This is a genomic window from Ruegeria sp. D1(2025) (genome assembly GCF_056536425.1).
The window spans coordinates 457,530-478,838 of sequence record NZ_JBQFPO010000002.1 but is presented as its reverse complement, the minus strand read 5'-3'; the positions used below and the strand labels follow the sequence as shown (position 1 = coordinate 478,838).

The window sequence follows — 21,309 nt, the reverse complement described above, 5'->3', positions numbered from 1 at the left end:
TCTTCCCATTGGCGCAGACTACTACATCGGGCGTTTTGAAGAAAGTGAGCCGCCAGACACGCGCTAACGCTCCGGTCGATCGCAACTTGTCGATGGTTCCGCGCTGCCCAGATACTGTCCCCTGCGCCTTTTGTCGAAAGTCGGGCCGCCCAGCGCACAGGCAATCTCCAGGCTCAGCCTGTCCCAGATACGGACGGTTCCCTCTTCACCCGATGTCGCAAAGGTCTGGCCGCCGGGCGCCAGAGCGATACGCCAGCTTGGTCCCTTATGTACCCTTTGGACAGGCATGAGCCGCCAATTGGCAACCGTATCCCACCAATGAAGCTCACCGGATCTGTCGATGGCGACCAATGTTGCGCCATCCGCCAGAAAGGCAAGATCGGTCGCGCCGCCCTTATGGCCACCATATGAGGCCATTTCAGTACCGGTTTGCACATCCCAGATCTTGACCACCTCGTCGCTCGAGGCGGATGCGATCCGCGCGCTGTCGGCACTGAAAGCAACGCTCCACACGGTATTATCGTCCGCTTCTATAACCTGTTCCAACTGATTGTCGGCAATCGTCCAGATGTAGAGTTTTCCGTCAGGTGACGCGGCAGCAACGCGGGTTTCGTCGGGCGAAACCGCAACACGGTTCAGGGCGATTTCGCCCGGTTCAACCGGGTTGACGGCGATGGTTTCAGACACATCCAAGCGAAACAGTCCGGACCCAGTTGCCGCGAAGAACGCAGAAGGTCCCGCAGCCGCTACCGACCAGACCGGCGTTTTGCCCAGATTAAAACGCTGCTTTGACTGCATGGTCGCAGTATCCCAGACACGAATATCGCCGTCTCTGTCACCTGTAACAAGCATCTTTCCATCAGCTGAAAACGCCGCGGCCCAGACCTGATTGCCGTGCCCCCTTAGCAACATGGGTTTCATCGCCGACCCGACATGCCAGATCCAGACTTTGCCGTTGTCGTCGCCCACGGCAATCGACGTGCCATTCGGGCTGTACGCTACCCCCAGCGCTTTCGTCCCGTCCGGCAAGGCCAGCATATCGCCATCGCCTGGTTCCGGGTTGACCCGCCACAGACGAACCTGCTGATCCCGGCCCAATGTCGCCAACACCGGCGTTTCGCGCGCCACTCCGATATCCACGATACTCTGACTGTGCGCCTGCACCACGTCACCCAATGGCGACAGGGCTGCACTTTCCATGCGCAGTGTTCCATCGGCACTGGCGCCAATCAAAACGTTTTCAGGACCCGAGAAAGTGGCTGCAACAATGGGTCCTGCATCCGGGAACCGTTCGATGATCGGCGCGCCTTGCGGAAACCCGATTGTCGAAACCTTGCCGTTGGTGTGTGATACGGCGAAGGAACTTCCGGTGCTGTCAAAGGACAGATGATCCGGATCAGGTCCAAGCGGGCCGCCCGGGATGGGCAGAAACGCCGGGGCGCCTTTCTGGTCAACCCAGCCGAAAATGGCACCATCCACATTTCCTGCGACCAACCCGTCGGACACAGGCGAAAACGCCACCCTTTTGAACCCCAGCGGCATTTTTGCCAGCGGTGCGCCGATCTGCATCCCCGTCAAGACATCCCACAGCCGGACAGTGCCGTCGCCGGTGGCCGAGGCGACCCGTTGGCCGCTTGCATCGAAAGCCACGCCAAATGCCACGTCATCGCCGGAAAACAGTGTCGTGACCGGGCCGGTCCGGGATGGGGTGACATTCCACAGGCGGACATCCCCATCGGTCGCCGCAGAAACAAGCAACGTTCCGTCGGGTGAAAAGGCGAGGTCTCTGATTCCACCCGAATGCCCCACAAGTTCCGCCAGAACACCCTCGTCTGCGCTGGAACTGTGGAGAACGATACGCCCGTCGCGCAGCCCCACGGCAACTCTCAGGCCCGAAGGGTCAAATGCCATGGTCTGAGCATCGCCAACTGTCAGCGGGCTGCCCAACGGGATCAGGCCGGGTCTTTCAAGTTGCTGCCGCGCCATCAGCATTGCGGTCCGCGCCTCGGACGTGGAACCGGCGGATTTGGCGCGGGCGATGGCCTCGGCGCTTAGGGAAAGGGCAAGCAGCGGATCGGTTTGCGACAAGCCGTTCGCGGCCGCACCCAACGCGCGGGCAAACCGCTCGTTGGCTTCGGCAGTGGCTGCAACGGCCATCTCACGATTGCTTTCTGCAAGCTGCGAGGCGCGAAGCGCCAGAAAAGAAGCTGCCGTCGCGCCTGCGGCGAGCAAGGCAAGAGCGCCCACCGCAATCTGGTTGATACGCCGCCGCCGCATCCTGCGCTGGTTGGAGACGGCCAGAGCCCGTTCGCGCGCCTCCCGCGCCGCGTCCAGAAAATCGCGTTCCTGACCGCCCAGCACGTTTTCATGGCTTTCGGACCATTCCAGCGAAGCCAGCAACCGGGTTCCGCGATACAGCAGATCCGGTTCTCGGTCTTCCGCCTGCCACTCTGCCGCGTCGTGCTGAATCCTTTGGCGCATGCGCAGATCGTCGCGGCTGTCCTCGATCCACGACTCCAATCGTGGCCAGGTTCGAAGCAGCGCTTCATGCGCGATCTGCACGGACTTTTCATCCACCGTCAAAAGCCGTGCATCCGTCAAAGCCTCGACAACCCGCCGCGTCGTGTCTGGATCAATGTCACGCTCGACATCGTCTATCGGCAGCAACCGGCGCGTATCGGGTGTGCCTTCGCCCGGAGTGACCAAACGCAGAAACAGCCGTTGCGTTGCCGCCTGCTGTTTCTTGTCAAAACTGTTCGAATAAAGCGTCTCGGCCGTCTGGCTGATCGCGCCCGTGACCCCGCCAGACTGCCGATAGCCGTCCAGTGACATAACCGCGCCTTTGCGCCTGCTCCACGTTTCATAGAGGGAATGCGCCACCAGTGGCAGCGAACCGGCCTCTCGCCCGGCCTCATCAACAATGGCGTCGATCAGAGATCTGTCCATATGTAACCCGGCCGCGCGCGCAGGTTCGCTGATCGCCCTGCGCAACTCGGGGCGCGTCATGGGGCCGACCAGCAACTGGTTGTCGGAAATGCGATCAGCAAGCCAGGGGATTTCAGCGCAGGACGCATAGAAGTCCGCCCGGATTGTCAGCACGATGCGCACGCGGCTGTCGGCTGGATCGGTCATCGCCGACAGGGCTTCGATGAACTTGCCTCTGCGCTCTTGCGTGACCAGCGTGAACAGTTCTTCAAACTGGTCGATACAAATCAGTAGCTCGCCCTTGTTGGCGGTTGCCAGACGGCGCGCGGCGCTGGGATAGGCGACAAAATCGTTCAGGGAAATCTGGGCCGTCAGATGCGAATTGTCCCCGATCAGCTGAAAATACAGATCAGTCATCGGATCCCGACCTGGCGTAAAGATGCAAACCCGCCAGTTTTCACTGCCCGATATCGCATTTGCAGCAACCGCCGGCAGCAGACCAGCCCGCAGGACCGAGGATTTGCCACTGCCCGACGAACCGCCCAACACCAGAATGCGACTTTTTTGAAGCCGACTGACGAGGCCCTCGACCAGATCCTCTCGCCCGAAGAAGTAACCTGAATCTTCGGGCTGAAAGGCAGCAAGCCCTTTATAGGGGCATTCCACCCGGCTTTCCGAAATCTGGGTCACAGCTTCGGATGCGGCCTCGCGCCGGTCGCGATCCAGCGCATCGTTCATTGCACTGCGCCAGGATAACATTTCCTGAAACCGGGCTTCGGGGTCCATCGCCATGCCGTGTTCAATGCAGTCGCGCCACATGTCCGGCAGCCCGGAAATGTGTTCAGAAACACGATGGAACGGCGGCGGCGGCCTGCCGGTCAAGACATGCCACATCAACGCGCTGGCGGAATAGATATCCGTCATCGGCGTGACAGGATGCCCATGTTCAGCCTGTTCCGGGGCCTGATACAACGGGGTGCCGGCCATCATGGTCGCGCCGGTCACATCGATCGCAAGATCCTTGGCGATGCCGAGATCGGCTAAAAAGACGCGTTCGTCCGGCTCTACCAGTGCTTCAAACGAGGCTGAGTTGCCGTTGTCCCTGCTGCGTTTGACCCTTTGCAGCAAAACATTCGCGGGTTTGACATCACGATGAACGACATTCGCCTCGTGAACCGCCGATAAGCCATCCGCCAGTGCATCGATCAGAGTGCCCAGACCCTCGCGCCTTGCCAGCACGGCGGGGTCCAATTGCTTAAGCCGCTCGGCCAGAGTCCCACGGTCCGCATAATCCATAACAAAATAAGGACGACCGTCTTCCAGCCGCCCTACGTCATGAACCGACACGACACGCGGTGACCGGATGCGCCGCAGCAAGCGCGCCTCCTCAAGAAAATGCGCTATGACGCTTTCATTGGCGGCCAGATTCGAATGGAGGATCTTGAGGGTTACAGGAACCTCCAGCTCCTCGTCCCGCGCCAGGACAACTGCCGCAAAACCTCCGCTGGCTATTTCCCTTTCGACGGCATATCGGCCAATGAACGCAGGAAAACTCATGTTGCGGTCTGCGTCTTAGAGATGCTCTTTCACGTCAACGCAATGGAACTTGGTCGCATCCAGGATATTGTGGTCCCGATCGGCGGCAGTCACGCACATCATCGTGCCTCCGTCGCGCGCTGCCGTGGAAGCCGCCTCTTTGGTGACATAGCTCGGGTATTCGTCATGCCGGTGCCAGCGGCCCTGTTCAACTTTGAAATCGCTCTGGGCATTGCGGCCAACCTGTTCGACCGAATAGCTGTCACCCCACCAGGCGTGAAAGTGGTTCTTTGACACATCAGGCGTGAAATTCGCCTCGTAGGTAACCACCAGTTCTTCACCGTTTTTTTCGACCGAAACAATCTGAACCTCGCACCCGTCCACCGGGCAGGCGTTGGGCATCGTGGACTGCGCATAGGCGGTCATGCTGCCGAACAAGGTGATCGCCCCAAAGATAAGACAGCCCCGGCGCACTTGGTTTCCAGAAGAATTCAAATACATCTTTCCCTCCTGAAGTTTGCTGAGAACAACCTTTCGCGCCGATCCTAACATAAATGCAGGTTTCCTTCTGAGACTTTCGCCACAGAAGCGGGAATACGGTACACAGATCATATTCAGCGGCGGACGATTTCAAACTCCAACGGGCGCGCATCGGTGTGCAGGACAGGTAGCGCCGGCGATATCAGCCCGCTGTCCGCCAGCATGACGGTCTCTCGCTTCAGCTGGATTTCCCTTGCGTTTTCGATCTGAACAAAGGTTCCGGACGAACTTCGGTCGGTCAGCGTAAGCTTGCCGCTTTTGACGCTGAATACGGCATGCAGCCGCGAAACCCAGGGCTGAGGCAATATCACGTCGCACTGGTTGGACCTTCCGATGCTAAGCTCTTCGCCCTCCCTGCACCTCCAGGACTGGTCGTCGTGATACAGCACAAGCGTGAAACTCTCGCCCTGTTGTCCCAGCTGAACATCGCCGGATCGGGTTGGCGCATGCATGACCGTACTCAGACCGTCTGTAGCTGCAACCATAGAATAAGCCCTGACCGGATCGCTGACGCCTTTCAGGCGCAGCGCTCCAATCGGGATCACCTGCTTTCGGATGTTCGATCGCAATCCGGTCACAACGGTTTCGCTCAGACAGGCCTCGCCCGGGTTGGCCGCCGCCGCCAGCCGCGCCGTCAGGTTTACGGTTTCGCCGAATATGTCGTTCTCGGCAATGACGATGGGGCCCTTGTGGACCCCTGCATGAACGGACAGCACCGTTCCCGGGGGCTTGCTGACCATCTCAAGCGCCGCATGAACGGCGGCGTCGTGATCGAAGAAATAGCAAAGGACGTCATCCCCTTTCTGCCCCACGTCAATTCCGCCAAATTTTCTTGTCACTTCGCGCAGTCGGTCGATCTCGAATTGTATCAGCTTCCGCGCCTGATCATCCTCCATCGACTCATAGAACGGAGTGCTGTCCGAGATATCGGCAATAATCGTGGTGGCGAGCTTGGTATCCAATGTGTCGATCGCATCTGAGTGACTGTGGTCCGATATATTATGGCACATGGCGGCCTGAACCGAGCGGGTTTGTTACGCACCCGATCGATTTGATTATGAGGCGAACAAGTTCCGCCTTCCCATGGCGTTTGATTTGATCCCTAATGGTCGTTTCAGATTGGAGTTTGGCCGCGGGTCTGGCCGTGGGGCTTATGGTCTACGCAACCGGTGGGTTTGTGGGAGACAAATCCACTGACCGTTTCCGGGCAAGTTGCTCCAAAAAGTGAAGAGACAATTGAAGACGCTTACCGCTACACGTTTTTGCACATCGGTTTTCACGCCTGGGCAATACACGTGGTCACCGGCCTGTGCCTTGCCTACTACGCCAATACCCGAGGCATGCCCCTGACAATTCGGGCGGCGCTAACCCCGTTGCTCAGAGAATACTCCAACGGAATCGCGGGCCATGTGATCGATATACTCGGCGTCGTGGCGACGATACTCGGCGTGGCTGTGACAATCGTTTACGGCGTTTCTCAACTGGTCGATACCGCCAATCTTTCCGAAGCGACCAAGACTACGGCTTATAACGCGGGCACACAGGGGCGCTTGTTTGAATGGCAGGCCGGATGGACAACCTTCTACTGGGCGTGGTGGATCGCGTTCTCGCCTTTCGTGGGTCTTTTTCTGGCGCGTATCTCGAAGGGGCGCACAGTGCGCGAATTCATACTTGGCGCGGTTATTGCTCCGTCCCTTGTGTGCTTCGCCTGGATGGCCATTCTGGGTGGGGCCGCTATCGATATGGAGCTGAATGAGGACGCCAACGGGGCAATCCTTGCCGCATCAACAACAGCGACACTGTTTGTCACCTTGGGCGAAATGATTTCGGGCGACTTCCTCATCATCATAAGTGTCATGTGTGTGGTGTTGACCATGACCTTCCTCGTCACGTCCGCCGACTCTGGCATTCTCGTGATGAACACGATCATGTCCGGTGGGTCTGAAGACACCGGTTTGCTTCATCGCGTTATCTGGGGCGCGCTGCTGACGCTTGTCATTGGAACCTTGCTGATTGCCGGTGGCGGCGGGTTAGAGGCTTTGACCAATTCGATGATCATTGGCGCGCTACCGTTCAGCGTAGTGTTACTGCTCATGTGCATCTCGCTGGCCAAAGCAATGATAAACGACCTGCGTCGCTTGAACCACGAGACGCAACCGGAGGGGCCGGCGGGTTCATGATTGCCTTTCCTTACGCTTCAGAACCCGAAAAAGGGTGGTTGGATTTGGCAAGTAAGCAGGCGAGTTGAACCAGGCGTTCGGCCTTCTTGAAATTGGAGGCTGTCTGGAAATCGAAGACCTGACGCACAAGGGAGCGTTTTGGACTTAGGTACGACCACAGCGCGGCATCGCAATCCTGCACGTTGCGATGCCTTTGCTGTTAACCGCAGAGTTCACCCCGCCCGCATCGCCTCAAGCGGCAGTTTGATCGGGAACCTCGAACGCACTTCCGCATCGGCCTTGCTGCCAAAGTAGTTCGGGTAATGATTGGACAGAATGTCATCCACCACCGAGCGGCTGCGTTCAAACATGTCCTGACGCCCGGCTTTTTCCCATGTGTCGGTCAGTTCCCGGTCTAACAGGGTCGGATAGACATATTCGGTCTCCATGTATTGCAAGGTCTGCGCGTTGCCGAGGAAGTGGCCGGGGTCAATCGCACATTCATGGATGACGTCCACGGAAAGCGTGTCGTCGCTCACTTCAATTCCACGGAGCGTTCGCGAGATCATTCCGGCGGCCTCATTGTCGATGACCATGGACTCGAAGCTGCACCCCATCAGACTGCCGACCATCCCGCCAAATTCGCAGAGCCGGTTGGCCCCGGCATGGGCCGCCAAGGCGAAGGTCAGCGCCTTTTCCAGACCGTATTGCGCGTCGGGGATCTTGGAATCCGTCATGCCACATCCGACGCTGGTCGGCAGGTTGTAAAAATTGCCCATCTGAATGGCTGCGGCCGAAATCAGCGCCTGTTCACCGCTGCCACCCGTAAACGACCCGGTGCGCAGGTCGGTGATGAAAGGCCAGGCCGCAAAGACGACCGGTGTGCCCGGGTTGATCAGGTTAGCAATGGCGACGCATGACAAGGTCTCGGCCACCGCCTGCGCTAGCGTGCCAGCCAACGGCGCAGGCGACGTGGCCCCAGCTTGCGGCGGAACGGCAAGATCGCAGACGAGACCCATTTTCGCGGTATCGATCAGGATTTCCAGATTTTCACGCCCAAAGCGAAGGGGAGAAACGATTGGGCAGCCACCAAAGATGACCGAGGGCTTTTTAAGGAACTTGCCCTCCCCACCCGAAGCCAGATCGAACAGATGGATCGCGTCCTGAATATGCTCGCGCGTGCGGAAGGTCAGGCAGGACGGTTTTTCGCTACCCGCCAGGATGGCATAGAGCATGCTCATGTCATGCTCATAATCCTGCGGAACATCCGTTGCCAGAACCGTGTCGCCGGTCATGTGAATATTGTCGAGCCGATCCACCAGACGGGTGAAATCGTAGATGTCCTTGAGGGTTGATGGCCGGTAACTGCGCGTTTCGGCGTCGAACGTTGTCACAGCGGTGCCGGAGTTTGCGTAATACACCTTGTCCTTAGTGCAATGCATGTCGTCCTTGCCGGCCCGCGATCCGCGTGCGTGGACATAGAATTCACTGGCCGCCTTGGCCAACAGGTCCTCCATCAGGGCGCGCGGAAAGCACAGCCTGCCGTGCTCGTTCACTGTCGCCCCCTTGGGCATCACAAGATCAAGGACTTCCTGCGTGGGATCACCGACGCCTGTGCGTTCCAGAATGCCGAGCGCGGCTTCGTGGATGCGTTCCATATCGGCGTCTGACAGCGGCTTGTACCGGCCACCGGGGATGCCGGGCCAGATTGCCTGCGAGGCGGTATTGCTGGTCCGCACGGCCGCGCGTGCTTCACGCCCGCCCCCGCGCCGTCGTGATCTGCGCTGCGTAACTTCTGTCATCGTTCTTCTCCGAATTTTGCGCGTCTTAGATCATGCTGAAGTAGTTGCGATAGAAGCCGGGAATGCTCCATTCCATCTCGGACAGCGGCCCCGGGACGAAATGGTGTGAATTCACGCCTTCCTGATTGTGGCGGATGATCCGTTCGTCATCGAGCGACGTGACATGCCAAAGCCACGTCAGTGCATCCTTGTCATAGTCGCGACCTTCTTCAGCGTCGCCGCGCACGTACCAGACGATCTGAATGTCCGTTTCCTGAAGGGCGCGTGGGACGAACCGATAACCAACTACATGATCTGCGTAGACGAGGAAGTAGTTGAGCATCCCGATTCCCAGATCGGTGGCGCCCCCATCGTGAGTTTTCAGATCACCCAAGGGTGGCGCCAGAGGTCCGCCATCCTTGCTGCCCGTCATGTAGCCGGGGAACAGCGGGTAGCGCCGCCAATAGACATCTGCGCCGGGCGCAGCTGCATTTTCCCCGGTGAGGTCCAGTTGTTCAGCGGGAATTCTGGCTTCTTCCATCCGCTCGTGAAGTGCCCCGCTGAATTCCAGAACTTGCGCCGGGTCTTTCAGGGAATGACTGCGGGAATAATCCTGATGGGATGGCGCGCAGTGGTAGCATTCCAGATAGTTCTCCAAGGCCAGCTTCCAATTTGCCGGAACCGGATATGAGGCTTCATGCGCGACCTTCAGGTTCTCTAGGTTGAATGGCTTTGAAAGCGGGGCCAGCCTTTCCAGCGCTGCATCCAAAGGCGGGGCGTCTTCAGCGACACAGACAAAAATCAGGCCCTGGAAAATCTTAACCTGAACCGGGAACAACCCGTACTGGCCGGGATCAAAGTCCGGGCCCATTGATCGCCCGTTTCGCAGCTTGCCGTTCAGGTCGAAGGTCCACGCGTGATAGGGGCAAATGAAACTGCGCGCCTTGCCTTTCTGTTCAATGCAAACCCGCGATCCCCGGTGACGGCAGACATTCAGATGCGCGCGCACCTCACCCTCGCGATCCCGAACGATGATCACGGACTCGGGGCCGTAATCGAACAGGAAATAGTCACCCGGTTCAGCGATCTGGCTGACATGCCCGACCCAGATCCAGTTGCGGTTCCAGAACGTACTGATGTCGTTGTCGTAAACCGCCTGAGAGGTATAGAAATGGCGCGGCAAGGCGAACCCTTCCCGCTGCGCCTCCATCAAATCGCGCATTACTTGCAAGTCATCTTTTGGCATGGCGCACCTCATTCAGTTTCAAGTGAAACGATTTCCCGGCGGAAATACTCGCGGTCGATGTCGCCCGCGTCGCGTTCGAAATTCCTGGCAGCCATGTGACCCGAGAATACAGCGTCCGCGATTAAACCGGGGTTTGCCGCGTCGCCGATCAGTTCCAGCTTTGTCAGCGGGCTGTCGGTCAAACCACGAAGTTCATCATAAAGGCCGGTTTCTCGCGTTCGCTGCGTGATCAAAACCACAGAACTGCATTCGATGGATTGTTCTCGGCCGGTATAGGCGCATTCTATTTTTGCCTGACCGGGCGCGATACTGGCCAAGGTCTTGGACAGAACCAATCTAACGCCCTTTTCCAACAGACTGCGCTGAACTTTGATCTGTTCCAACGTCAATTCGGTAAATGGCGAAACCATCGAGGCCGGGGTCACAAAAACAACCTCATGCCCGGCCTGAGCCAGATGATCCGCCAGCACGCCACCAAGATAGGCCTGATCATCGTCATAGATCAGAACAGGACCGCCCTGCGGCTCCTGCCCTGACATGATGTCGTCCGGAGTGAAAACCCGGGTGCCAGCCTCTATAGCTATGCCGCGAAATGCGGATTTCCCGCGACCATCCCGCCGCCAAGTTGAACCGGTTGCCAGAAAGACGTTGGAAATGCCCAGTTCAACAACTTCACTCGCCGACAAGCGGCTGTCGGTGAACAGTTGGACGTTCCCGCGTTGTTGCAGGTCGTAAATCCTGTGGTCTGCCACGCGTTTCCAGGCAGACAGGCCGGTCAGACCGGACTCCTGCAACACGCGGCCGCCTAGCTCTTGCTTTGCTTCGGCCAGAGTTACGTCGTAGCCGCGCCGCGCCAGTTGCATGGCGCATTCCAGCCCGGCTGGCCCGCTGCCAACAACAAGCGCGGCTTCCTCTTTTCCCCGGCGCTCAATGATTTCAGGATGCCAACCACGCCGCCACTCTTCGCCCATAGTCGGGTTCTGAGTACACCGGATAGGCACTCCCAAGGAATCCGCTGAAACGCAGATATTGCATCCAATGCACTCACGGATTTCTTCGATGCGACCTTCCTTGATTTTGTTGGGCAGAAACGGATCGGCAATGGACGGTCGTGCCGCGCCGATGAAATCAAGGATACCTTTCCTGACCAGCGACGCCATCAGGTCCGGAGACGTAAAGCGCCCGACACCAACAACCGGCTTGGACGTGACCTGTTTGACGAATTCGATATACGAGGTTTGAAAACCGTCGCGGGGCTCAAAACGGGTTGTCGCAGAATCATTGCTCCAATTCGCGACGTTGACGTCCCAGAGATCCGGCAGCTCTGCCAGCAGTTCAACAACGGCACGGCCTTCTTCCTGCGCCTGCATCCCGTCGGGCCCCAGCATTTCGTCGACCGCGAACCGAAGGGCGATGGCACAATCATCGCCGACCTCTTCTTTGGTTTCTTCCAAAAGCTCCCGGGTCAGGCGCACCCGGTTTTCCAACGAACCGCCATATTCATCGGTCCGGTCGTTGAACTGCGGCAACAGAAAGTGATGCGGCAGGGTCATGTGATGACCGGCATAGATGTAAACAATATCGAAACCCGCCTCACGCGAGCGTCGCGCCGCCGCACGATGCCACTTGCGAAACTCGCGGATGTCAGACTTGTCCATCGCGCGGGCCTGCTTGGGATACGCGGTTTGCAGGGCGAGTTCTGAGGGGGCCAGCAAGGGCGCGCGGCTCAGGTGGTTTTGCGCATGGTGGCCGTTGTGCGCCAGTTCGATGGCCGCCAGCGAGCCCTTCTCGTGCACCGCCTCGGTCATCAGGCGCAGGGCGGGAATATCCCGCTCATCCCAGAGCCGGTTTTCGGCGAAAGGCGACAGGTCGGACGTCGGATGGATTTCCGTCTCTTGATTGGACACGACAGCCCAACCACCCTCGGCCTTCATCGCCCGCATGGCAGCCTCGGCCTGAGGTCTGAGATGCCCCATACCATTGCAGTGGGGCACCTGGTAGAACCGGTTTCGGGCCGTCACTGGCCCGATCCGAACCGGTTCGAAAAGAACAGAATATCCTTCAGCGCCTGACATTGCCGCGCTTCCTCCAGAAAATTGGAAATGTTGTCGTGGGAATGGAGGGACCGTCTGTCCCGCCATTCCCGGTTGCGTTGTTAAGGTCTGCTTAGAAGCCCGCTTTGATTCGCTCGAACTCTTTCAGCATCTTGGCTTCCAGCTCGGGGTTGACCGCATCGAAGAACAGGCTGCCCTCAAAGAAGCTGTCCACGTCCGAGAACCCGTAGGTTTCGATCAGCTCCGGGTCTGCTTGTGCAAACGCGTCCTCGTTGGCATGAGCATACCCCCAGCTTTCGATGATGTACTTGCCGCTGGCGGCAGAGCTGAGCGCGTTCAGCATGTCATAGACCTGCTCATCCGACTGCTTGGCGGATTTCAGATGCACATAGCCGCAGACCCAGGTGGCGATGCCCTTGTCCACATCCCGCATCATGACGGCCGGGGTTTCGTTCCAGATCAGGTTCAGTTCCGACTGGTTCCAGCCCCAACCCAGTGTCACCTCGCCACTGGCGATCGCCTGATCCAGCTGGCCTGCGTCAGACCAGTAGAAGCGCACATTGGGATGAATCGCGCGCAGGTAATCCGCCGCCTTCTGGAATTCCTCGTCGCTCATATCGGTATAGCTGGAGGCCCCTGTCGCCAATGCGGCCATGGCAAATGCGCTGGAGGCGGCATCCGGAATGGCAACCTTGCCCTGATAGGCAGGATCCGCGAGCAGTTGCAGCGACACATCATCCGCCGAAATCATGTCGGTGCGATAGATCAGGCCGGTGTTGCCCCATTCGAACGGCACCATATAGGTCTGCCCGTCGATCGTGATGCCATCGACTTCCTTGATCTTGGGCATCAGCTTGTCCCAGTTTTCAAGCTTACTGGTGTCGATCGGCTTTAGCATATCCGCCGCGACCCATTTCCTCAGCGCATCCGTGCAGGGATGGGCCAGATCTGCTTCAAACCCGGACTGAAGCTTGGTGAACGCTTCTTCCACGCTGCCGAAATAAGTATAGCTGGGCGCGCCGCCGTACTTTTCGACATAGTCGCCGTAGAACCCCTGATCCTCGTATCCGGACCAGTCGAAGACGGTCAGGTCCGCCGCGTTGGCCAGCGCTTGGCTGGCGGTAAAGGTGGCAAACACTGCTGCGGCGATTGATGCTGCTTTATTCATTTCTCTCCTCCCAAAGATTCACGTTTGCCCAAGTCGATCACTGAGGCGCTTTGAACGCCAAGCCAGACAGTATCGCCCCGGTTGTGATCGACTGTGTGAAAGTAGTTTGGCACTGCAACGGCGATGCTTTCCGGCAACCCGTCGACGCGCACATAATAGTGGACGCTTTCGCCATAGAAGGCGACGTCCGACACCTTGCCCTTAACATTCGCGTCATATCCATCCGGTTTTTCCGCGCTGATTTCCAACTGCTCAGGCCGAACGCCGACCAGCAGATCTTTGTCATGCACCTGAACATTCGGGTTCACCCCAATTGTCATCGAGCCAAACCCTTGAACATTCACGTCCAGCGTGTCGGCGTTTTCAGCAGTCACGTCAGCATTCAGGAAATTCATACCGCCGATGAAAGCGGCCACTTCCCGGTTGCATGGCTGCGAGTACAGCACCTCGGGTCTGTCGACCTGTTTGAGCTGACCGGCGAACATCACACCGATGCGGTCGGACATGGTCATGGCTTCGTATTGATCATGCGTCACCATCACGAAGGTAATGCCAAGCTTCTGCTGCAGGCGGCGCATTTCCAACTGCATCGCTTCGCGCAGGTTTTTGTCCAGCGCGGACAGTGGTTCATCCAGCAACAACACCTTTGGCCGCATGACCAGCGCCCGTGCAAGCGCCACACGTTGCCGCTGCCCGCCCGACAACTCGTTGGCCTTGCGGTCCTGCAACCCGCCGAGTTCCACCATCTCAAGCGCTTCGGCAACGCGTTCCTTGATTTCCTTCCGCGACAGCTTTGTCTTGCGCAAACCGAACCCTACATTGTCGCCCACATTCAGATGCGGAAAGATCGCATAGCTTTGGAACACCATGTTGGTAGGCCGCTTGTTTGCAGGCACCTCGCCCATGGTGCGTCCATCGATCCGGACTTCACCCTCTTCATGATCCTGAAAGCCCGCAATAATGCGTAAAGCCGTTGTCTTTCCGCAACCCGATGGCCCCAGCAGCGAAAAGAACTCACCCTCTTTCAAAGTCAGGTTCAGATCGGACACCGCCACAAAGGACCCAAAGCGTTTTTCGACGCCCTTAATCTCGATGATGTTCTGTTCGCTCATCTTGTTTGTTCCTTTGGCTTCAATCCGAAGATTGCGTGGAGCGGCGGCGGAAGTATTCGGCAATCAGCAGCAGCAGGACCGACGAGAGCAAAAGCAGCGATCCCAGGGCCAGCGTGTTGGGCAGCTTTGCGGGGAACCGGATCTGGCTCCAGATATAGACCGGCAGTGTCGGGCTGTTGCCGGACAGGAAGAAGGCCAGCACGAATTCGTCAAAGGACACGGTGAACGTGACCAGCAAGCTGGCGATGATGCCCGGAGCAACAATTGGCAGAGTGACGCGCCGAAACGTCCCGACAACGCTTTCGCCAAGGTCGAAGGCGGCCTCCTCCAATGACTGGTCGAAATCGTCGAAGGCGGACTTCATGATCGACACTGCGAAGGGCAGAGCCACGAAAACATGCCCAAGAATTACGGTGGTCAGCGATGGTTTCAGCCCGATGCTGATGAACAGAACCAGCATCGAACTGGCAACGATGATGCCGGGGATGACCAAAGGAAGCATGACCAGTCCCTCGGACAACTCCCGCCCCGTGAAGCGATACCGGACATAAGCGCGCGCGGCGAACAGGCCCAGGGACGTTGCCAGCAGGGCGGTCACGCTGCCCACGATCAGCGAGTTCACCATCGCCTGCAACAGCGTGTCCTGCTGACCCAACTGCGCGTACCATTTCAACGTGAAACCCTTTAGCGGGAAGGCCACGATGGTTCCGTCATTGAACGAAAACAGCGGCAAAAGCAGAACCGGCAGGTAGAGAAACACCAGGTAGGCGATGGCATAAACAAGCAGCCATGGGATACGAAATGCCTTGGTCATCGAATCCTCCGCACCAAGGCGGTGACGACCACCACGAACAGGATCGCGACGCAGCCGACTGAAAGCATGGCCATCAGAGACAGGGTTGCGCCCAACGGCCAGTTATTGGCGGCGCCAAACTGTACCTGGATCAGGTTCGCCACCATTTTACCCTGCGATCCACCGACCAGAGCCGGGGTGACATAGTCGCCCACAGTCGGGATGAAAATGATCAGGCAGGCCGCGATGATCCCCGGCACCGTCAGGGGCAGCGTCACACGAACAAACCTTTCAAGTTTGCTGCATCCCAGGTCGGTCGCGGCCTCCAACAGGCTGCGGTCGATCTTTTGCAAAGACACATAAATCGGCAGGATCGCAAACGGCGCCCAGGCATGCGCAAGCGTAAGAACAACGGCAAACTCATTGTAGAGCAGGAATGTCAGCGGTTCCTGAATCAGCCCCAGCGAAATCAGGGCCGAATTCATCACGCCGTTAAATCCAAGGATCAGTTTCCAGCTGAACACCCGCAGCAGGTAACTGCTCCAAAAGGGGATGGTGATCAGCAATAGCCACAGGGTCTTCTTCTGCGTCCGAAACGCAATGAAATAGGCGATGGGATAGGCCAAACACACCGTCGCCAGCGTCACCGCCCCCGCTATTGCAACCGACCGGATCATCAGGTGCCGCACCAAGGGGTCGGTGAACGCCTCTTGGTAGTTCGCCCAGGTCAGGGTGCGATCAATCTCGACATAGGTCTGGGTCCAAAAGCTGTAGGCCACCAGAATGCAAAGAGGCACAGCAACAAGCAGGCCGACATAGAGCGTCGCAGGCGCGCTCAGTGCCAGGCCCTTGCCCGTTTCGCTTCTTATGACTCCAGCCATGCTTCCCTGCTGAGTTTTGCTTGCGGTGGTGCGACGACATACATCAAAAAATGGACAATCGTCCATTTAAATCTGGAATTTTCAGGCCAGCTGTGTCAACAGTTAATTTCACAACCGGGGCTGACCAAGGTCACAAGCGCCGCTAGAAGGCACGCAAGAAGCTGAAAAGAAACAGAACCGCCTGACCAAATGACCGGAAGACGACAAGAAATACGCGAACGAAATCGCCTGTCCCTGATCGAAGCGGTGCTCGACTCGGTCGCAGAGAAGGGTATTTCAGAGACATCCGTAAGCGAAATCATCCAGCGCGCCGAGCTGTCCCGCGGCATGATTCACCTTCATTTCGGCGGCAAGGACAACCTGGTTAACGAAGCCGCCCGTTATTCGTCCGAGCAATACTACAATGGCATTTATGCCTTGCTGGAAACGACCGGGCAAACTGGCCAGGAGCATATCGAGATGATTGTTCGGGGTGATTTGGGTGAAACCATCCTCAACAAGAAAAGCGTTTCAATTTGGTACGCGTTTCGCGGTGAGGCCAGAAACCGAGCGGCGATAGCCGCCTTCTCCGACACGCGGGACGCGAAGCTACGGAACCTTGTTTTCAACGCGTTCGCCCGGATTGCGAAGGAAGCTGAAATCGAACACCCCAATCAGGTTGCACGTGACGCAACTCATGGCACGCTTGCTATGCTGGAAGGGATGTGGACCGATTACCTGCTGCACCCGGATTCTTTTGACCGAACCGAGGCAATAAGGATCATCTTCCGCTTCTTGAGCTCAATGTTTCCAAACCACTTCGACCTTGGCGGCGCATTGTCGCCAAAATGACTGTTGCGACCAAATGTGTCAGCTTGCAGTCGATAGGAATAGTCCCCGACTGGCAAGTCAGAGCGTGAACCGGGTGCAGAAGGTCAATCTAAGCAAAATTGGATTCAATTTTGGCTCATCTAACGACGACCTTTCCCCTTGAGAAATGACCCTCCGCAAGGCAATGCGTAGCAGAAGCTCACGCATGGCGAGGCGAGCGAGCAACTAGAGACCAATGCATGCGCGAGTTTGGACCCGGAAGCATCTGATAAGCTCCTTCCAGGTCCAAACTGAAATTCTGTTAGCTCGGGACTTCGGTGGGCACCAGAATCGTCATTCCAATCCTGTCGGCTACGGCCATGATTGCGGGAATATCCGGTGGTCCATCCGGGGCAGGAATGTCTGTTGTTCCGTCGGGCATGGCTTCACCAGCTTCAGTGAAGAACGTGTCATGCATAGCGCCAGGGGCATTAATGCAGAGCAATCGACCGGGCCTCGCTCCGGTACATGTAAAGGCGTGAACGGCACCGTCCGGCACTTTTACAAAGTCACCACTCTCTACACTGTGGGTTTCGCCGTTTACAAGAAACTCGAATTCACCATCAAGCACGTAAAAGCTTTCATCTTCACCGGCATGATGGTTGGGCGGTGCGCCGGCCCCCGGCGCCGTTTTGATCTCGACAATTGTACATCGATTTCCTGTTTCGCTGGGAAAAGCATGGAATGTCAAAAGATTTCCAAGAAGATGATAAACCCGAGGGCGAGGTTCAGTCATTGCAGCTACTCCCTTTACTCGAAATCCAATACCATTATGATACATAAATCCACTTATGAGACAAGTGTATTATAAAAGGAGTTAACTTGGCCCGCCGAACAAATCAAATCAAACGAACTCGTGATGCGCTTCTTTCGGCCGCCCGTGAACTGATGTCGGAGGGACAGGAAGTGACGCTGGCAAAAGTGGCTGAACATGCCAAAATCAGTCGTGCGACGGTCTACCGATACTTTTCCGATCCGGGCGTATTGGCTTTGGATGCGACTCTGGACATTGAAGTCAAACCAACGTCTGAGCTGCTTCGGGGGGTTCATGATGCCCGGGATCGAGTACATGCTGTCGCGCGTTACTATCTGGATTTCTCGCGCGAACATGAAGCTTATTTCCGGCAGTTTCTTGCAGAGTCTCTGAAAGCATCGCTTGAGCAGGGTACGACGAAAATGCGGGGCGCGAGACGGGTTGCTGCTTTTGCTGAGGCACTTGAACCAGCGCAAAAATCTATGAAACCCAAGGAAATTAAAGACTTGGCGATGCGGTTGTCCATGACGACTGGCATGGAGCAATTTATAATCATTGAAGACATTCTGCGTGTTGACCAGGCGACAGGCTACCGCCTTCAAGAAGGGCTGGTAGATGCTCTGCTTGAACGATATTTGCCAGACTAGAAAATTCTCGACTTTTCTCTGTGCTTTGATGATGGATGCATTGGCCAAGCCAAGTGGGCAACGTCAGGCCCAGATGAATTGCGCTCCCATTCTCACAACATTGATTGGGTGGCCGATCATTATTTCCGCAAAGACAGGCCATTGTGAAATAGATGCACCTTGCCCGGATCAGCGTTCAGTTTGACATTTTGTCCACGCAGACTTCGTTCGACACCCGGAAACTTGGCGACGATGCCTTCGGCCCCTGCCCTACTGGCCAAATACAGCAGGGTGACTTCTCCCAAGGCTTCGATGAAATCGACATTGCCGCCCAGAAACCCAGAGGCATCGTCGGCGAAAAAGTCTTCGGGGCGTACGCCAACGTTTACCAGCAGACCCATTTGATCGGGATTGGTTGGAATGGATGAAACTGCCGTGCCGCCCGCATCAAGTTTGACCGATGTCTGTGCCCCGGTCCCGGATATTTTGCCGGGCATCAAGTTCATGGAAGGCGAGCCGATAAACTGCGCCACGAATTCGTTGTCCGGTGTTTCGTACAGTTCCAGCGGTGTGCCCACCTGCGCAATGCCCTTGTTGGCCAGAACCACGATCCGACTGGCCAGGGTCATCGCCTCGACCTGATCATGGGTCACGTAGATCATGGTGCTGTCGGGCATTGCCTCTTTCAGTCGCGCGATCTCGATACGGGTTGCGACGCGCAAAGCAGCGTCAAGATTTGAGAGCGGCTCGTCGAACAGATAGACCTTGGGGTCCCGTACAATGGCCCGCCCGATGGCGACACGTTGGCGCTGACCTCCCGACAGGGCCTTGGGCAGTCGATCCAGAAGCGGATCCAGCTGAAGGGTCTGTGCGGCGCGTTCGACGGCGGCATCGATCTCGGCGGCGGGCATCTTGGCGATCTTGAGCGCAAACGCCATGTTCTCGCGCACGGTCAAATGTGGATAGAGCGCGTAGGACTGAAACACCATCGCGATGCCTCGCTGGGCGGGCGGCACATCGTTCATGACCTGCCCTTCGATTTCCAGCGTTCCTCCAGTAATCTTTTCCAACCCGGCAATCATCCGCAACAAGGTAGATTTGCCGCACCCCGAAGGGCCGACGAAGACGATCAACTCGCCTTTCTCGATGTCCAGATCGATATGCTTCAGTACATCGACCGGACCATAGGACTTCGCCACATCTGTAAGCTTGAGTTCCGACATGGTTTACCCCTTGTCCTTAACCATCAGGCAGAATTGCGAAGGTTGCAGCGTCACGACGCGTTCGCCATCAACACCGCCCAGGTCTTGCCCGATGACCCGCCAGTTGCCTTCTGGCAGTTCGATCTGTCTTGCTTCTGTTCCAAGGTTGAACGCGCAATACACAGTTTCAGAAGCGTCTTCGCGGTAGAACGTCAGGGCCGGACCGACCTGGTTCATATCGGATTGCGTGCCCGAGGCGAGCGCAGGATGAGCATGGCGCAACGCAATTGCGCGGCGATAGTGGTGGAGCATCGATTGATCGTCCACCTCCAGCCGGTCCACGGCCCGTTCGGATTGCATGGGACTGACCGGCAGCCACGGCTCACCCGTACTAAAGCCCGACTGTTCGTCTTGCGCCGTCCAGACCATCGGCGTACGGCAGCCATCCCGGCCCTTGAATTCGGGCCAGAACTCGATGCCGTAAGGGTCTTGCAGTTTTTCAAACGGAACATCGGCCTCTTGCAGGCCCAGCTCCTCACCCTGATACAGACAGGCGGAACCGCGCAGGCACATCATCAAGACTGCGTGCTGTCGAATGGCTGCATCGTCCAGGCCCCAGCGCGAGGCGTGGCGAGGCACGTCGTGGTTCGAGAACGCCCAGCACGGCCATGCATCCCCGGCTTTGGCCTGAAGCTGATCAAAAACCTGTTTCGCATAATCAGCCGACAGTGCGCGTTTTTCGAGAAACTCGAAGGCGTAGCACATGTGCATCCGCTTGTCGCCGGACGTGTACTCTCCCATGATTTCCAACCCACGCTGCGCGTCGCCGACCTCGCCCAAGCAGGCGCGACCATCATATTCGTCTGTCAGCGCCCGCAAGCGTTCAAGGAAGGCAATGTTTTCAGGCCGACTTTTGGAATACAGGTGGTTTTGGTGGTTATAGGGGTTCACCGCTGGCGCGATTGACGCGTTGCGCTCTTCGATCGGAAGCGCCGGGTTGTCGCGCAACTGTTTGTCGTGGAAATAGAAATTGATCGTGTCCAGACGAAAACCGTCCACGCCCATCTCAAGCCAGAACCGGGCAACATCCAGCAAGGCGTCCTGAACGTGTGCATTGTGGAAGTTCAGGTCCGGCTGCGACGTGAGGAAATTGTGAAAATAGTATTGCAGGCGGCGCGGGTCCCACTGCCACGCTGATCCGCCAAAGATCGACAACCAGTTGTTGGGCGGTGTGCCATCCGGCCTCGGATCGGCCCAAACATACCAGTCGGATTTCGGGTTTTCCCGGCTGGCACGGCTTTCGATGAACCACGGGTGCTGGTCTGATGTGTGTGAAAGCACCAGATCGATCATCACTTTCAGCCCCTTGGCATGGGCCTGATCGAGCAGTTCGCGAAAATCCTGCAATGACCCGAACATCGGATCAACGTCGCGGTAATCGCTGACGTCATAGCCGAAATCCTTCATCGGAGATTTGAAGAAGGGCGAAATCCAGATCGCGTCAACACCTAGCGAAGCGATGTAATCCAGACGCCGGGTGATACCTTTCAGGTCTCCGATGCCGTCGCCATTGCTGTCCTGAAAACTGCGCGGATAGATCTGATAGATCACTCCGCCGCGCCACCAGTCTGACGTGGCCTTTGTTGATTTGGAAAGTTCCACAGTGTTCTGCACGTTCATCAG

The 21,309-nt window shown here is 57.4% G+C and carries 15 protein-coding genes and 1 pseudogene; 3 read left to right on the top strand and 13 right to left on the bottom strand.

Annotation, left to right across the window (positions count from 1 at the left end):
- Positions 1–63 precede the first annotated feature (63 nt).
- The 3 genes from ACR1XU_RS08065 to ACR1XU_RS08055 form a co-directional block, all read right to left on the bottom strand.
- The gene (locus tag ACR1XU_RS08065; RefSeq protein ID WP_480903486.1) at positions 64–4,482 is read right to left on the bottom strand and encodes a WD40 repeat domain-containing serine/threonine protein kinase; all 4,419 of its coding nucleotides are present in this window, start codon (positions 4,480–4,482) and stop codon (positions 64–66) included.
- Between the two features lie 15 nt (positions 4,483–4,497).
- A complete protein-coding gene (locus ACR1XU_RS08060) occupies positions 4,498–4,962 on the bottom strand; it encodes a hypothetical protein (RefSeq protein ID WP_170619178.1) in 465 nt (154 codons plus the stop codon).
- 113 nt (positions 4,963–5,075) lie between these two features.
- Positions 5,076–5,963 (bottom strand): adenylate/guanylate cyclase domain-containing protein, encoded by an 888-nt coding sequence (locus ACR1XU_RS08055; RefSeq protein ID WP_480903489.1) that lies wholly within the window; start codon positions 5,961–5,963, stop codon positions 5,076–5,078.
- Between the two features lie 170 nt (positions 5,964–6,133).
- Between ACR1XU_RS08055 and ACR1XU_RS08050 the strand changes: the two are divergent.
- A pseudogene (locus tag ACR1XU_RS08050) lies at positions 6,134–7,181 on the top strand (BCCT family transporter); the annotation flags it as partial.
- Between the two features lie 212 nt (positions 7,182–7,393).
- On the opposite strand, the gene ACR1XU_RS08045 reads toward ACR1XU_RS08050, so the two are convergent.
- The 7 genes from ACR1XU_RS08045 to ACR1XU_RS08015 form a co-directional block, all read right to left on the bottom strand.
- A complete protein-coding gene (locus ACR1XU_RS08045; protein WP_480903492.1) occupies positions 7,394–8,962 on the bottom strand; it encodes a trimethylamine methyltransferase family protein in 1,569 nt (522 codons plus the stop codon).
- A gap of 25 nt (positions 8,963–8,987) precedes the next feature.
- Complete coding sequence (locus ACR1XU_RS08040) at positions 8,988–10,187, bottom strand: aromatic ring-hydroxylating oxygenase subunit alpha (protein WP_480903495.1); 1,200 nt, start codon at positions 10,185–10,187, stop codon at positions 8,988–8,990.
- Between the two features lie 8 nt (positions 10,188–10,195).
- Positions 10,196–12,262, bottom strand: coding sequence for an oxidoreductase (locus ACR1XU_RS08035; protein ID WP_480903497.1), 2,067 nt, complete (start codon positions 12,260–12,262; stop codon positions 10,196–10,198).
- A gap of 91 nt (positions 12,263–12,353) precedes the next feature.
- Positions 12,354–13,409 carry an extracellular solute-binding protein gene (locus tag ACR1XU_RS08030; RefSeq protein ID WP_480903500.1) on the bottom strand — a complete coding sequence of 352 codons (1,056 nt, stop codon included), beginning with the start codon at positions 13,407–13,409 and terminating at the stop codon, positions 12,354–12,356.
- Positions 13,406–14,521 (bottom strand): ABC transporter ATP-binding protein, encoded by a 1,116-nt coding sequence (locus tag ACR1XU_RS08025; protein ID WP_480903503.1) that lies wholly within the window; start codon positions 14,519–14,521, stop codon positions 13,406–13,408. Before ACR1XU_RS08025 ends, ACR1XU_RS08030 begins: the two co-directional genes overlap by 4 nt.
- Before the next feature lie 19 nt (positions 14,522–14,540).
- Complete coding sequence (locus ACR1XU_RS08020; RefSeq protein ID WP_170613663.1) at positions 14,541–15,335, bottom strand: ABC transporter permease; 795 nt, start codon at positions 15,333–15,335, stop codon at positions 14,541–14,543.
- Entirely contained in the window at positions 15,332–16,195 is an 864-nt protein-coding gene (locus ACR1XU_RS08015) for an ABC transporter permease (protein WP_480903506.1), read from the bottom strand. The genes ACR1XU_RS08020 and ACR1XU_RS08015 overlap by 4 nt, the downstream gene beginning before the upstream one ends.
- A 189-nt stretch (positions 16,196–16,384) precedes the next feature.
- Between ACR1XU_RS08015 and ACR1XU_RS08010 the strand changes: the two genes are divergently transcribed.
- Positions 16,385–17,026 (top strand): TetR family transcriptional regulator C-terminal domain-containing protein, encoded by a 642-nt coding sequence (locus ACR1XU_RS08010; RefSeq protein WP_170613667.1) that lies wholly within the window; start codon positions 16,385–16,387, stop codon positions 17,024–17,026.
- A gap of 280 nt (positions 17,027–17,306) precedes the next feature.
- Here ACR1XU_RS08010 and ACR1XU_RS08005 read toward each other — a convergent pair whose 3' ends face one another.
- Positions 17,307–17,780, bottom strand: a complete 474-nt coding sequence (locus ACR1XU_RS08005; protein WP_170806010.1) for a cupin domain-containing protein — start codon at positions 17,778–17,780, stop codon at positions 17,307–17,309.
- Between the two features lie 86 nt (positions 17,781–17,866).
- On the opposite strand from ACR1XU_RS08005, the gene ACR1XU_RS08000 reads away from it, so the two are divergent.
- On the top strand, positions 17,867–18,445 hold the full coding sequence (locus ACR1XU_RS08000) for a TetR/AcrR family transcriptional regulator (protein WP_480903510.1): 579 nt from the start codon (positions 17,867–17,869) through the stop codon (positions 18,443–18,445).
- Between the two features lie 119 nt (positions 18,446–18,564).
- Here the strand turns inward: ACR1XU_RS08000 and ACR1XU_RS07995 are convergent, their stop codons facing one another.
- Together ACR1XU_RS07995 and ACR1XU_RS07990 are read right to left on the bottom strand one after the other, a co-directional pair.
- Complete coding sequence (locus tag ACR1XU_RS07995) at positions 18,565–19,647, bottom strand: ABC transporter ATP-binding protein (RefSeq protein WP_480903513.1); 1,083 nt, start codon at positions 19,645–19,647, stop codon at positions 18,565–18,567.
- 3 nt (positions 19,648–19,650) lie between these two features.
- On the bottom strand, positions 19,651–21,306 hold the full coding sequence (locus tag ACR1XU_RS07990) for an alpha-amylase family glycosyl hydrolase (RefSeq protein WP_480903516.1): 1,656 nt from the start codon (positions 21,304–21,306) through the stop codon (positions 19,651–19,653).
- Positions 21,307–21,309 lie beyond the last annotated feature (3 nt).

What these genes read in the sequence shown, in the direction of transcription:
- ACR1XU_RS08065 (WP_480903486.1), bottom strand. Translation starts at nt 4,482, where the DNA reads ATGAGTTTTCCTGCGTTCATTGGCCGATATGCCGTCGAAAGGGAAATA.
- ACR1XU_RS08060 (WP_170619178.1), bottom strand. Translation starts at nt 4,962, where the DNA reads ATGTATTTGAATTCTTCTGGAAACCAAGTGCGCCGGGGCTGTCTTATC.
- ACR1XU_RS08045 (WP_480903492.1), bottom strand. Translation starts at nt 8,962, where the DNA reads ATGACAGAAGTTACGCAGCGCAGATCACGACGGCGCGGGGGCGGGCGT.
- ACR1XU_RS08040 (WP_480903495.1), bottom strand. Translation starts at nt 10,187, where the DNA reads ATGCCAAAAGATGACTTGCAAGTAATGCGCGATTTGATGGAGGCGCAG.
- ACR1XU_RS08035 (WP_480903497.1), bottom strand. Translation starts at nt 12,262, where the DNA reads ATGTCAGGCGCTGAAGGATATTCTGTTCTTTTCGAACCGGTTCGGATC.
- ACR1XU_RS08030 (WP_480903500.1), bottom strand. Translation starts at nt 13,409, where the DNA reads ATGAATAAAGCAGCATCAATCGCCGCAGCAGTGTTTGCCACCTTTACC.
- ACR1XU_RS08025 (WP_480903503.1), bottom strand. Translation starts at nt 14,521, where the DNA reads ATGAGCGAACAGAACATCATCGAGATTAAGGGCGTCGAAAAACGCTTT.
- ACR1XU_RS08020 (WP_170613663.1), bottom strand. Translation starts at nt 15,335, where the DNA reads ATGACCAAGGCATTTCGTATCCCATGGCTGCTTGTTTATGCCATCGCC.
- ACR1XU_RS08015 (WP_480903506.1), bottom strand. Translation starts at nt 16,195, where the DNA reads ATGGCTGGAGTCATAAGAAGCGAAACGGGCAAGGGCCTGGCACTGAGC.
- ACR1XU_RS08010 (WP_170613667.1), top strand. Translation starts at nt 16,385, where the DNA reads ATGACCGGAAGACGACAAGAAATACGCGAACGAAATCGCCTGTCCCTG.
- ACR1XU_RS08005 (WP_170806010.1), bottom strand. Translation starts at nt 17,780, where the DNA reads ATGACTGAACCTCGCCCTCGGGTTTATCATCTTCTTGGAAATCTTTTG.
- ACR1XU_RS07995 (WP_480903513.1), bottom strand. Translation starts at nt 19,647, where the DNA reads ATGTCGGAACTCAAGCTTACAGATGTGGCGAAGTCCTATGGTCCGGTC.
- ACR1XU_RS07990 (WP_480903516.1), bottom strand. Translation starts at nt 21,306, where the DNA reads ATGAACGTGCAGAACACTGTGGAACTTTCCAAATCAACAAAGGCCACG.